The 13,005-nt window shown below is 43.1% G+C and carries 13 protein-coding genes; 3 read left to right on the top strand and 10 right to left on the bottom strand.

Annotated features, from left to right (window positions below; translation table 11 throughout):
- Positions 1 to 127 precede the first annotated feature (127 nt).
- Positions 128 to 1,597 (bottom strand): hypothetical protein, encoded by a 1,470-nt coding sequence (locus NSQ58_RS10685; protein ID WP_023989556.1) that lies wholly within the window; start codon positions 1,595 to 1,597, stop codon positions 128 to 130.
- 272 nt (positions 1,598 to 1,869) lie between these two features.
- Positions 1,870 to 3,351 carry an Ig-like domain-containing protein gene (locus tag NSQ58_RS10680; protein ID WP_341057376.1) on the bottom strand — a complete coding sequence of 494 codons (1,482 nt, stop codon included), beginning with the start codon at positions 3,349 to 3,351 and terminating at the stop codon, positions 1,870 to 1,872.
- 307 nt (positions 3,352 to 3,658) lie between these two features.
- On the opposite strand from NSQ58_RS10680, the gene NSQ58_RS10675 reads away from it, so the two are divergent.
- On the top strand, positions 3,659 to 4,147 hold the full coding sequence (locus tag NSQ58_RS10675) for a hypothetical protein (protein WP_023989558.1): 489 nt from the start codon (positions 3,659 to 3,661) through the stop codon (positions 4,145 to 4,147).
- A 58-nt stretch (positions 4,148 to 4,205) separates the two neighbouring features.
- On the opposite strand, the gene NSQ58_RS10670 is transcribed toward NSQ58_RS10675, so the two are convergent.
- From NSQ58_RS10670 to NSQ58_RS10660, 3 genes are read right to left on the bottom strand one after another with little or no spacing between them, the layout of a single operon-like run.
- A complete protein-coding gene (locus NSQ58_RS10670; RefSeq protein ID WP_341057374.1) occupies positions 4,206 to 5,036 on the bottom strand; it encodes a siderophore biosynthesis protein in 831 nt (276 codons plus the stop codon).
- Positions 5,037 to 5,046: 10 nt separating this feature from the next.
- Positions 5,047 to 5,499 (bottom strand): AAA family ATPase, encoded by a 453-nt coding sequence (locus tag NSQ58_RS10665; RefSeq protein ID WP_339200562.1) that lies wholly within the window; start codon positions 5,497 to 5,499, stop codon positions 5,047 to 5,049.
- A gap of 2 nt (positions 5,500 to 5,501) precedes the next feature.
- Positions 5,502 to 6,239, bottom strand: a complete 738-nt coding sequence (locus NSQ58_RS10660; protein ID WP_341057372.1) for a tRNA(His) guanylyltransferase Thg1 family protein — start codon at positions 6,237 to 6,239, stop codon at positions 5,502 to 5,504.
- Between the two features lie 247 nt (positions 6,240 to 6,486).
- On the opposite strand from NSQ58_RS10660, the gene NSQ58_RS10655 reads away from it, so the two are divergent.
- Positions 6,487 to 6,915: a DUF4395 domain-containing protein gene (locus NSQ58_RS10655; RefSeq protein ID WP_043882279.1), complete on the top strand. Its 429-nt coding sequence runs from the start codon at positions 6,487 to 6,489 to the stop codon at positions 6,913 to 6,915.
- A gap of 110 nt (positions 6,916 to 7,025) precedes the next feature.
- On the opposite strand, the gene NSQ58_RS10650 is transcribed toward NSQ58_RS10655, so the two are convergent.
- Positions 7,026 to 7,373: a DUF2294 domain-containing protein gene (locus NSQ58_RS10650; protein ID WP_013311231.1), complete on the bottom strand. Its 348-nt coding sequence runs from the start codon at positions 7,371 to 7,373 to the stop codon at positions 7,026 to 7,028.
- 119 nt (positions 7,374 to 7,492) lie between these two features.
- Entirely contained in the window at positions 7,493 to 7,921 is a 429-nt protein-coding gene (locus tag NSQ58_RS10645) for a MarR family winged helix-turn-helix transcriptional regulator (protein WP_341057368.1), read from the bottom strand.
- A gap of 156 nt (positions 7,922 to 8,077) precedes the next feature.
- Between NSQ58_RS10645 and NSQ58_RS10640 the strand changes: the two genes are divergently transcribed.
- Positions 8,078 to 9,388 carry an amidohydrolase family protein gene (locus NSQ58_RS10640; protein WP_023989563.1) on the top strand — a complete coding sequence of 437 codons (1,311 nt, stop codon included), beginning with the start codon at positions 8,078 to 8,080 and terminating at the stop codon, positions 9,386 to 9,388.
- 234 nt (positions 9,389 to 9,622) lie between these two features.
- On the opposite strand, the gene NSQ58_RS10635 is transcribed toward NSQ58_RS10640, so the two are convergent.
- The 3 genes from NSQ58_RS10635 to modA all read right to left on the bottom strand — a co-directional run bounded on the left by NSQ58_RS10635 (position 9,623) and on the right by modA (position 12,916).
- Complete coding sequence (locus NSQ58_RS10635; RefSeq protein ID WP_341057366.1) at positions 9,623 to 11,158, bottom strand: right-handed parallel beta-helix repeat-containing protein; 1,536 nt, start codon at positions 11,156 to 11,158, stop codon at positions 9,623 to 9,625.
- Positions 11,159 to 11,401: 243 nt separating this feature from the next.
- A complete protein-coding gene (gene modB, locus NSQ58_RS10630) occupies positions 11,402 to 12,067 on the bottom strand; it encodes a molybdate ABC transporter permease subunit (protein ID WP_023989564.1) in 666 nt (221 codons plus the stop codon).
- A 27-nt stretch (positions 12,068 to 12,094) separates the two neighbouring features.
- A complete protein-coding gene (gene modA / locus NSQ58_RS10625) occupies positions 12,095 to 12,916 on the bottom strand; it encodes a molybdate ABC transporter substrate-binding protein (protein ID WP_069080357.1) in 822 nt (273 codons plus the stop codon).
- Between the last annotated feature and the right edge of the window lie 89 nt (positions 12,917 to 13,005).

The following is a 13,005-nucleotide window of genomic DNA, read 5'->3' as shown; positions in this document are numbered from 1 at the left end:
AGCATATATGGAATGAACATATGCTTTGTCCTAAAATTGAACAAATATTGAAACGAACTACTTTTGTTTCAGATATAAAATATTCAAGCAACAAGTTACCTTAAGTGTTAGCTTAATAACCCGTCCATCAGCCGCCATAAATACTATAGGCAAAGTGATATACAATATCTGTGTCTATAATCGAAGTACCTGACACCTGAACGGCTACCCCTGATAGATCATAGTAGTGTGTAAAACTGATGGCTCCAGACAGGTATTCCGCTATACTTCCAGTGGAAGATGGCAGGGAAAGAGTCACACTAAAGGCTCCATTCTGGTCCGTATAAGCTGTGCCTGTACGAGTACGATTTCCGCTGCTTTCAGTCCAGTTCTGATTCAACCAAGTCACATCAACAGGCGCATTTGCCACTGGATAACCATCAGTTGTCTTAACTACCCCCTTCACGGTAAGGTTGCTGCGTTGATTAACCCGATAATGACGACCATATGAGTAGTTCGGATAATCATTAGGACCATTAACAGAATCATAGCCGGTAATTTCAATTTTGCCAGCCCGAAGCACTGGCTTCAGTGTAAGTGTGTATAAATGATTGGGTGAATACTGATTGGTTGTGTACACTCGCACATAGTAGGTTCCTGTATTTAAGCTGACATTATGGTTCGTTTGCGGCAAAAGCGCCATTTGGTTTCCTGTAAGAGCTCCGTAGACTTCCGCTTTGTAGCCATAACCGTCCGAAACACTATCAAGCTTTACGTTCAAAGCATCATAATTGCGGCTGGCAGGGATCGTAACTTGGTACCAGTCATTATCAATGCCTGAATGAATGGAGCGTGAATTAAGCGATGAACCGCCCGTACTAAAGGTAAAGTTATAGGCATGGAAAGCACTCTCATCTGGTTCATATGCATCGTAGCTGGAGCTTGTATCGACCGTTAGATAGAAAGGATCATTGATGCTGGAACCCTTTTTGGCATGAACAGCAATCGCATATGCCTTTTCATATCCGGTAGCGTTACGGGTTCCTACGTTCTCAGGAAGTGAGGCAGCCCCCTGTTCATAATTGTTAAAATAAGTACCATAGGTGGATGCGTCAATGGCATTAGGATTAATGTCACCTGTCGTCATATCAAACTCATATAAGTATAAGTCATAGTCAAGCTGGGCTGAAAATGGACCATCCAACTGGGACTGCAACAATTCACCAGGCTGCAAATAGATCGGATATAAAAATTGTGTGCCTCCCTCTTGCGTAATCGTACCGGAATACGTAGCAGAGGAAACTGTGGCTGATGCAGCCATTGGGTTTGCCTTCAGCGAAGAAATGGGTTCCCTTTTCAATGATGTTGTCTCTGGTGTCTTGAAGTTGAGATTTTCTTGCATGACATAAACCGAAGACGTAACGTTGTCTGGCTTGTCTGCTCGCGTTAAACGCTTAATCACGTCTTCATTTCCAGTTGTTAGCTGAATATCGGATTCCACTTTAATCGCTTGATCCGATGTAGCCTCCGTACTTTCACTCGCATTCGCAGTCATTCCGAAAGCAAACAGGAGCATCATGCTTAACATAACTGCAATAGCCTTTTTGAACCTCTTCATACTGAAATCCCCTCTCAAATGGTTTAAGGAATTCCCGCTATCCCCGGATAAACCAGGGTGATTTCTAGGCTGTATGGCTCTATCATAAATCATCTTTGGTTCTATTGGAATATATTATGCAAAACAATTTCTATTTGTAATCTATGAAAACAAGACCATTTTCTTATTCTTGGTGAATAAACATGAAAAGTCGCTCTTTCAGAAATGGAAAGCCTCAGCTAACCATTCAAAAAAAGCGACTCTCATGAATCAAAACTACATTAAAGCATATCTTAATTTCGCAAGCTATAAGCAAACAGATAAACAATGTCCGTCGCACTAATCGAAGTTCCATCGACCTGAGCGGCAACTCCTGTAAGATCATAGTAGTGTGTGGAACCAATTTCACTTATATAATCTACATTTTTTCCTGTCGATTGTGGAAGAGAAAGGGTCACACTGAATTTACCGCTATCATCGGTGTACGTAGAAGCCGTTCTCGTACGGTTACCGCTGCTCTCGGTCCAGTTCTTATCCAGCCATACGACCGTGACAGGAGCATTGGGAACCAGTTGACCATCTGTTGTTTTCACAACACCGTTCACGATCAGACTGCTGCCTCCGTTAATACGATAATGACGACCGTAAGAATATGTCGGATAATCATAATAGCCATTGGAGTTATAGCCGGTAATTTCAATTTTGCCAGCTCGAAGCACTGGTTTAATCGATAGTGTATACAAATGGTCGGCTGAATACTGACTTGTGCTGTGCACTCGTACATAGTAGATCCCTGTGTTTAGGGTAACATTATGATTGGTTTGCGGTAGAAGCACCATTTGATTGCCAGTAAGAGCTGCATATACTTCCGCTTTGTACCCATAGCTTTCCGAAGTGCTGTCCAGCTTCACATTTAATGCATCATAATTACGGCCGGCCGGTACTGTAACTTGATACCAATCGTTGTCTATAGCGGAATGGATGGTGCGGAAGTTAATCGAGGAGCCTTTGTCGTTAACAGTAAAATTATAAGCATGAAAGGCACTGTCATCCGGCTCATAGGCATCATAGTTGGAGCTTACTGCTACAGTTAAATAGAAAAGGTCATTAATGCTAGCCCCCTTCTTGGCATGAACCGCAAGCGCGTAAGCCTTTTCAGCTCCGATCGAGTTGCGAGCTCCTACGTTTTCAGGAAGAGAAGCAGCTCCTTGCTCATAATTGTTAACATAATTCCCGTAGTTGGAAACATCTATTGGATTGGAATTAATATCGCCTGTCGCCATATCAAACTCATACAGGTATAAGTCATAGTCAAGCTGGGCTGAAAATGGACCATCCAACTGAGCCTGTAACAATTCACCCGGCTGCAAATAGATCGGATATAAAAACTGTGTGCCTCCCTCTTCTGTAATCGTACCGGAATATGTAGCAGTGGACGCTGTCGCTACGGTCGCTGCGGCTTTAGATGATACTGAGTTTGCACTGGCTTTGAGCGAAGGGGTAACTCTCTTTTTCAATACAGATTTCTGTGGTGTCGCCAAGTTAATATTTTCTGTAATGGTGTACACCGAATCTGTGATACTGGCAGGCTTGTCCGCGCGTGTTAATTGTTCAATAACACTTTCCTTATCAGTTGTTAGCTGCACATTGGAAACTGCTTGAATCGTTTGATCCGTCTTCACCTCTGGGCTTGCACTCGCGTTCGCCGTCATACCGAATGAAAGCAGGAGCATTGAGCTTAGTGTAACTGAAACCACCTTTTTAAATCTTTGCATACTGAAATCTCCTCTCAAATGTATTAAAAAAAATCAACCATTCTCCAAATATATACAGGGAAATTCTAGGATGTCCTTTTCTATCATAAAGTAATTCTGGTTCAAATGGAATATACTTCTTAAAACATTCTTATTTGTAATTCCATGTGAATAGGTTTAGGTTAATCAACTTAATTTCGACACTATTTTACCATAAAAATCCTACCATTCTCTTATTTATACGATATAATCAAATAATATGGATAGTTCTTTAAGACTATTAAATAAATCGAATTACCCATAACATACATAAAAAAGGGGAATACAGATGAAAAAACTTAGCGTGTTTATGTTAGTATTATGTTGCTTCTCCATTTTGGCAGCCTGCTCTACCGATCCGATAAAAAAAGATTTAATCACGTATGTAAATGATGGAATGCTTCCTTTGGCACAAGATGAAAAAGCAGTTACTGATAAGTATGAAGCTGTGACTGGAGATAACTTTACAGATGATGTTACACTATATAATGCTTTAAAAGACGATATCATCCCGGAATACACCAAATTTGTTGATAAGTTAGAAGCTGTAAAGACGGAAACTCCTGAGGTAAGAGCCGTCCACGAAACCTACATCAAGGCCGCCAGTACTCAAAAGGAAGCCTTCATTAAGATGCTCGATGCGTTGGATAAACAGGATCTGAACTTAGTCAATGAAAGTAACACCAAGCTCAGCGAAGGTAGAAAGCTATTCAGAGATTTTGGTGAACAAGTCAACACACTTGCTAAAGAGCATGATGTGGAGATGAATAAGAAATAAATAAAAAACTCCCTTTATGGGAGTTTTTTTATACTTCAGGATTTTGCAAAATCCTCACTTATGAATATTCGAAGCAAATTACCGCTTTACTTAATTCTTGGTCGTAAAATAAATAGACGGTATCCGCCCCACACGCTTGAAAATAATACCCGGTAATGGAACCGATATAGGCAAAAGTCTCACCATTGGGACATTTAGGCACATGAAGCAGATTGGTTTGCTCGAACTGGAGCATCTCTTCCAGAGATTCGTCATATTCCTTGATATAACTTTGAGCCTTGTCAGACTGAAAAGCGATATCATCCAAAATTCCGTTAACTTCAGGGAAACTCAGCCCCCAACCGCTGGTTTGCTTTTCCTCAAAATCACGGGTGAGCTCTTCTACAGACTTTTTGGCCTCCCCAAAGGAGGAATATGGATAAAGTTTATTGTTTTCCAGGAAAAATGCTTTGCGAGCTTGGTAGTCTTGTTCATTAGCCATATACACCTGTTCCAGTCCGTCCAACGCCATAACTTCTCTCTTCATACGTAGGTACGCTTTATCCCCGGTAGACTTCAGCGCTTCATAGGTGGCTTCCAATTGCTCTTTCTGATGAAGACTAAAATAATTCCAGTCTGCTTCGAATTTGTATTTGCCGTCAATTACATCGAATCCCAGCATATCTTCCTTGGTAAATAAGGTATGAAATTGCTGAGTATTTTCACCTACACAGCCTTCGTGGATTTCTTTTACGGAAACAAAATGAAGCCACTCATGCTGCTCTGGAAATAAGAACTGGAGATTAATTGAGCAGATTGGCAGAAAGTGCTTGCGGTGATGTTCAAGATTACCAATAAATACGTCCTCATATGCTGGAAACCGTTTGATAAATCTCTCTGGTATGTTCATGATACTCCCCCTATATTGTATAGTTTTCCGGCAGCCTTTTGATCTGAAACGTTCCTTCAATGGAAATCACACTATAGAGTTCATCAAATCCTTCTTCGTAGCTTGGGACCTCTAGTTTACTCATTACACTTTTAATACCGATTTCAGGAATATACTCTTTGCCTGTGCGCTGCTCATTACGCTTAATAGATTCTGCAAAATCGGGCTCAAAATAGTAGCCAATAATTTTAAACCCCTTATTTTTACAAGCATCTATATATTTCTTTCGTTCTATAACAGTGGCATTTGTATTGTCTACAACAAAGCGCTGCATGGTTTCGATGGAGGCTTGTAGATAAATATTTTCCCTATTCCGTGTTTTAAGCATATCAAGGTTTATTCGCATATGTGTTTTGAAGAAATGTTCTTTATAAAATGTCGACTTGCCCGAAGCCTGAATTCCTATAAAAATGACACACTCCAAATCTACACATCCTTGTCCAAGTATACATATTGGTTAATATAATCTCTATTCTGTGAAAAAATCGGTGTCTCATGATCAACATCCCACTTGCTTCTGACGGCTTCGCCTTTGTTGTACTGTTGTTTGGTAATGCAAATTCCCCGCTTTTGCCAGACCGGAAGTTCGTTCCAGTTTATCCCTTTTTCCACAAAAAGCTTGTCTTGGAGCTGATTTCCGTTCAATCCTTCTAATTCTGAATGCCTGAAATGGGCTTGAGCTACCATAGAAATGCTATTTTTAGTAGCATCTTGTTGTCTCCATAGAAAGTAGTTTGTAACCTCATCCTGGGGCAAGACCCATGCTCTCGCATCAAAAGTGGCTAAAGGCTGACCTGGGTAAACCTTTTGGATTTCCTCATTAAATTTGGCTGTAGCCAGAGAAGCAGATATGGACACCATCTTTTGAAGATTATTTTCAAACCAGGATTGCGTCGTTAATTTGTCATAATTCGTAAGAAGCAGTGAAATTTCATCGCTCTGATGATACACCAGTTTACATCCCATAATGTTATAGGCCAAATATTTACACGTCTCCCATAATGCAAAAATTAGTTTCTCATCAAAAGGTTTCGTCATCCCACGTGTAAAGGTATGAAAATGCGCACCATCAATTCTGATGATTACGGGTAAACGGCGTGGTAGGCTTAATCTATAGGCATTTTCATATTCCTTCATCCTATTTCCAAAATCATTTTTTTTCATAAACTATGTAGGTTCCTTTCATGATCCGTGATTTGCGCATAGAGTAAAACAATGTCTATCTTCCCCAATTGACATATATAAGAATTGTAACAAATTGGCTGATACATCGCTAGGAATTAAGAAAGACAAAAAAACTTAGCAGATGGACTTGCAGAGTCTTTCATTTTTTCTTGGTATCTATTCTCCAAATGTTAGGCTATAATAATTTCAGTTTTTACTTTATTCCGATATGAAAAGGATGATATATATGAGCCAAAATCCATCTTCCATTCCGCGTCCGTTAGTCAGGGCTAATCAATGGGTAATTGTTTTATCTGTAGTTTTTACTTGGATTACAGGGGGATATGGGGTGCTAGTTATTCCTCTTATCGCGGGGTTGCTCGGCGTCCTTTTTAACTTCAATCCAGTAATGCGGATAGCCAAGCTTTTCTTGAAGAAAAGCCCCTCCTCGTATGTGCAGGAGGACCGAGAGCAGCAAAGGTTTAATCAGCTTCTTGCCGTCTTTTTTCTGTTGGTCGCTTGGGTAGGATTTATGCTCCAGTGGAGTATTGTCGCTTATGTATTCTCGGCCATGGTCCTGGTGGCGGCCTTGGTGGCTATCCTTGGTTTTTGCATAGGATGTTTTGTTCTCTACCAATGGTCCCAATATCAATATCGAAGAAGAAAACATGTGTAAACAGAAAAAGCTTTCTATTCATTCCATTTCAATTAGGACATCGTTAATTAAATCGAAGGTGCAGCCGAACTCTCCAACAATATGGATGCTATGTCGGTTCCGCCTTCTTTTTATTTTGCAGTAATATTATCTTCAAATACAAAAACGGAGATGGCTATATCTTCCTCCACTTTAATATCTGAAAAGAGGTGCAGCAGCCGGGAATCCATGTAATCCTCCAGTTCTTTATTGAAGTGTGTGGGATATATTTTTTGAACCATTTTGGTTCGGGCTGCATGCACCATCTCTTTCCCGGATTCTTCTTGTGCCAGGAACTTTTCAGATGGGGTTAAATTTCCATACAGCATCGTGATGGCCATATTATCTACAAAGGTCGTATGTATGCGTTCCGGGCCTTTCCCAAACAGCTCTTTACGTACTTTTCGAATAATTTCGTTAAAACCCGTTTCCCTTCTCATATCGCACCGCTCTCCTAAAATCTACTAAAATCCCTATTACTATTTCCATCATAACCGATTCCTATCATATAAAACAGAGACTAGCGAAAGTGATTTTTGGAACATGATTTTATCTGCAATTATAAGCGTTCATTAATTTTGAGTAACATTTCCTCTAAAATTTGCTTCTCCTCTTCGGTCAAGGCTTGAACAATTTCCTCCTCCACCTTTTGGAAAGAGTCACTAAAAGCTTCAATCAATTCAATGGCTTTTGGTAAAACATAAATATTTTTTTGCCGTTCATTATTGGCCGGGATTTTGCGCTCGATGAATCCTTTTTGCTCAAGACCTTGAAGTATGCTTGTAATGCTGGCTCCGCGCAGATGAAACCGATCGGCAAGATCCTTCTGAATTAAATCATTTTCTTGATTCTCGTAGATATATTTAATCATTTTTCCTTGTTGAGCATTTAATCCCAACTCTTTTATGCTCTCGTCCGCTCTTTTCTTTAACTTAAGACCAATAATCTGAAACAAATCCAGATAAACCGTATCCTTTTGGGTTTTCATAATCGTATCTCCTCAAATTATTAGAAGTCTAATTGTCAGTAAATAAACTATATAAATCTCTAAACTGTTTGTCAAATGAAAATTAGTTTATTGACAGTTATAAAACTAATAGTTAGAATTCTAAGTGTTTAAGATTGAACACTAAGGAGGAACGACATGAAGAATGTAACTCAAAGCTCTACGGTAGAAAAAGTTACAGCGATTACGAATGTACGTATTTTCGATGGTGAAAAAGTTATTGAGCCCAGAAATGTTGTCATCCATGGCGAAACCATTATTTCGGTAGGCGGAGACCTTCCGACACATGCAACGATCATCGATGGGGAAAATGCGACATTATTGCCCGGCCTGATTGATGCGCATGTCCACACTTCAATCGGTGGGTTACGAGATGCTTTAAAATTCGGCGTCACGACAGAACTCGAAATGAACGGCAGTTTTACAGAAAGAGGGCGCAAGATCCAGTTAAAAAACGTGAATGACGTCGCCGAAGTCCGTTCTGCCGGCACAGCGATCACTGCTCCAGGTGGTCATCCGGATGAATTATTGCAGGATGAGGATGAAATTCCGGAGTTCGTATTAAAGGAATTGGAGAAGTTACCCAAGGAAGACCGGGAAGCTATGCTAGCCGCCTACGCTCACGATCACGAAGAGGTGCCCCAAGTGACGACAGTGGAAGAAGCGATCAAACATGTGCATACCCAGGTGGAGAGTGGCGCCGACTATATTAAAATCATGATTGAAGAAGGGACGGTCTTGGGTGCCCCTGGACTACCTATTTTAAGCGACGAGATTTTAAAAGCAGCCGTGGCAGAAGCCCATAAATTCGATAAAATTGTCATAGCCCACGTCTTGACGGCTGATTCTTCGCAAACCGCCATCGATATGGGAGTCGACGGATTGGGTCACTTATTTCTCGACAGGCCCGAATGCACATCCGAGTTGGTGAAATCCATAGCGGATTCAGGTGCATTTGTTATACCGTGCTTAGTATTGAACTCATCCATTCTGGGAAATCCGGCATCAGAATTGGCGAATGATTCACGTGTTTATTCCAAATTAAGTCCAGAATGGATCGATATTTTGAACTCAAGCTTCCATACTTTCCCGCAAGGCAATTTGGAGAATAGCTTTAAAAATGTGATGGATCTTCACCGTGCCGGTGTGGATATTCTGGTCGGGACGGATGTCGCCCCCGTTCCTGTTCCCAATCTTGGCGGTCTTGCTCATGGAGCCAGCGTTCATCATGAAATGCAATTGCTGGTTGAGGCCGGATTTACTCCCATAGAAGCGCTTCAGTCGGCTACTGCGAAACCGGCCCGTTGCTTTGGGCTTTACGATCGCGGCTGTATTACCGAAGGTGCGCTCGCTGACCTTATACTAGTAAACGGTGATCCGACAACCAACATCTCGGATACCTTGTCGATCAAGTCCGTATGGTTCAAAGGTGTACAACAACTATGTTAATCAGAGCCTCTCGAACAGAAACAACCATCTAATCTCATTTGTACGACTTCCATTTTTACTTTCCGAGGATAGCTTAATCTTGTTGCCAACGCAAAAACACCTCCAAAGTTTATCCTCATATCTTACGACATGGGGATTCTCTTTGAAGGTGTTTTAATTGCAAGGAACATTGTAAAAACGTACAAGCAGCGGCCCCACATAGATTCGCTATGCACTAGTCATAAAATATAAGGCTTACTCGTAGGCACCGATGTTCACCGCGGCTCCCTGTACTCTGGGCTTCCCGTCAATATCCAGTGTTCCAATGATGGCACGGTCCGTGTTCCCGGCATCGATCGCCGGTGACGAAGACTGCAAATGGAAGTCGCTGTTCGCGGCATTCACGAATTTAGGATCGGCAAACAGAGAATGCGTATCGTTGCCGGTCCCCGATTTGTACGCGGAGAATCCCGTATACTCTTTATTTTTCCAGATCCAGTTAGCTTCCGAACTGCCGCTCGGAGCAAAGTATAAGTTATAATCCACAACATTGCCGGAATTTTTGGTGTATCCATTGGAGATCAGCATATCTGTGGAGCTGGCCACGAAAATATTGTTTTTGATCACATTGTTTCGCGTATCGTACTGAACCAAAAGCTGGCCGCTTCCGTCGTCAAATGTATCGTTCTTGTATAGCGTATTGTTCACGATCTTGCAGTTTACCGTTGAGCCGCGCTCCTCATTGTAACCGCCCATGGCAATACCAGTCAGCCGGTTGTTATATATCACGTTGCTGCGGACTGTAATATTGCTGGTGGCTTTGCCGGCATGCTCGGAGGCCATTTCGACGCCGATGTCGTTGTTGTAGCTGTAATTCTGCTCGATAATACTGTCCTTGCCTCCATCCACATAAATACCACCGGCCGAGTTGTCATCGCTCTTGTAAGATGGGTTATTTTGAACAGAATTATTGTACACCCGGTTGCTCTTCACCAGCCCGTTTCGCGCCTGATCGTAAGCAGTATTCGGCGCAGTTCCCTCAAAGCCGATCAGATCAATCCCGATGTTGTCATTATCGTGAATGCGGTTGTCGGTCACCGCAAAGCCGTCCACGTTGCCGTTTAAAACGAGCGATTCGCTGGAGCCCAGCACGAGATTGTACAGCTCATTACCGCTGATCGTAAGGTCGTGAATCGAAGCCGGAGCTTTCGTGCCATAAACAGCGATACCGTGAGCGTCCCGGCCCAGCCGATCTTTGCCGGTCGGGGTGACCGTGTTTTTGATGTCATGGATTTTGTTGTTGGACAAATTAATGAAGCCGCCCGAACCGTGGACATAAATACCTACGGGCACCGTGTTCTTGGAAGCAGTGGTAAAATTACGGATTTCAAACCCCTGAACGGTAACGTGATTGACATCGGCCAGTTCGATCAGCCCTTCGTTCCCGCTGACCAAAAGTCCGCTGCCATCAATAATGGCGGTCTCTGTCCCATAGTTGGTGAACACAATTGGACCCTGCGAAGCGGAGCCAGAGCGGGTGATCTTCAGTTTCTGCTTGTACACACCGCCCCGGACGTAAACCGTGCTGCCCGCAGGAACCACGTCGGCCGCGTGCTGCAGCGTCTTCCACGGCGCGTCGCTCGTTCCTGCGTTGGAGTCGCTGCCGCTCGTGGACACATAATATTCTGTATCGGCCGCGGAGGCGGCGGGAAGCTCCACATTTCCTACCGCCAGACCAAGCCCCAAAACCATGGCTAAACCTACCAGAAACATTTGCCCGAATTTCTTCATGTTCCTCATCCCCCTTTATTTTCCTTGTAAATTGTACCATATTTCCACTAAATCTGTTCTATAGCATCGGCCATTAGTGCAACCTAATGCGCCATACCAAGGACCGGGAGGTCACCGTAATCGCTGTCGAAAAAAACAAGAAACCCTGCGTTTTAGTAATCGCAGGGTTTCTTGGTGATCTAAGCTGCTGACGTTGCCGCAGCTGCCCTATCGGCAGACTACGCATGTTCTTACTCCAACGGACTAATCCTTTACCAGTCGATTTGAAAGCATCAACATGATAAAAGAGAATAAAATGATGACAGCTACCCAGCTCCAAGAGAGTGTCATATTTCCGACCTCGGACGCGGTGTAAATCGCTGTAGGCAGGGTTTGGGTCTGTTCAGGAATATTACCTGCAAGCATCAACGTAGCGCCAAATTCCCCTAACCCTCGGGCAAATCCGAGAATGTATCCTGAAATGAGTGGTCGGTAGGCAAGGGGCATCGTAATGTGGCGAAACACTTGCCATTCGTTGGCACCTTGCGCACGTGCAGCCTCCTCTACCTCTGGGTCTACAGCTTCAAAACCTGCTTTAATGGTACGGTAAGCCAGTGGAAAAGCAACAACCACGGCCGCCACCACTGCAGCTCCCCATGTAAATACAATCGTCTGCTGGAACAGGCTTTCGAAGGCTGTGCCGATCCAGCTTTTCCTTCCCAGCAAGATGAGCAAAATAAAGCCGACAACAGTGGGAGGCAAAACGAGCGGAAGAAGTAGGACGGTCTCAATCACGCTGGTTCCCCTCCGCGGCGTGCAGTTCGCCATCATCCGCGCTACCACAGTAGCTAATAAAAAGACGATGATGCTGGCGACGACAGCAACTTTAACAGATACGATAACCGGAGGAAGAAAAGCTGACCAATCCAACGGAACCCCCTCCTTTATCTGTGAATTCTATTTTCCCGTCATTTCTGTAGGGGCTGAAAATCCATCTTTACTGAACACACTCATAGCTTCATCTGTCCGTAGAAAATTAAGAAACTCGCCTGCTTCCTGGCTGTGTTTGGTTGCTTTTACAATGCCTTCAGGATACAGGATGGGTGCATGCAATTCCTCAGGCACTTCCAGTGCTATGACCGTTTTATCAGATGATTTGGCATCCGTCAGATAGACGAGTCCTGCATCGGCGTTGCCTGTTTCAACATAATTTAATACCTGTCTTACGTCCTTGGCGAATACCATCTTAGGTTCCAGCTTGTCCCATAGTCCAGCCTTCGTTAACGATTCTTTGGAATACTGTCCGGCGGGAACGGTAGTAGGCTCCCCAACAGCCACTTTCAGGTAAGAAGGACCCATCAAGTCATTGAGCGTAATGCTTTTGTTATCTGTGCTTTTCGCCTTATCTTGCGGAACAACCACAACCAGTTTATTTTGAAGCAACACGTTATCCTTTTCCACCAATGAAGCATCCGTTAATGCCTTCATTTGCTTCATGCCCGCCGAAATAAATACGTCAGCGGGTGCGCCTTGCTCAATTTGTTTTTGTAATGTACCAGATGAAGCGTAGTTAAAGGTGAGTTTGATATCTGGGTGCTGTTTCTCATACTGGTCCTTGAGCGTATTCAGACTATCTTGAAGACTTGCAGCGGCAGATACGACTAGTTCTGTCTTGGGTGCAGACTGTGCCGACTGTACAGCAGCCGGAGACGAGCACCCCGCCAGAACCCATGCCAACAATCCAACGAACGTGAATATGTACCCAAATTTCTTTTTCAATTTTTTCTTCCCCTATCCTATAAATTCCAAAATGGGATGACGAAAATGTGATAGCGAAAATGAGAAAGCATTGTACATCTCATAACGGG

The organism is Paenibacillus sp. FSL M7-0134 (assembly GCF_038007865.1).
Lineage (GTDB): Bacteria > Bacillota > Bacilli > Paenibacillales > Paenibacillaceae > Paenibacillus > Paenibacillus polymyxa_B.
The sequence above is the reverse complement of the archived record's forward strand: the minus strand, read 5'-3'. Positions and strand labels throughout refer to the sequence as shown.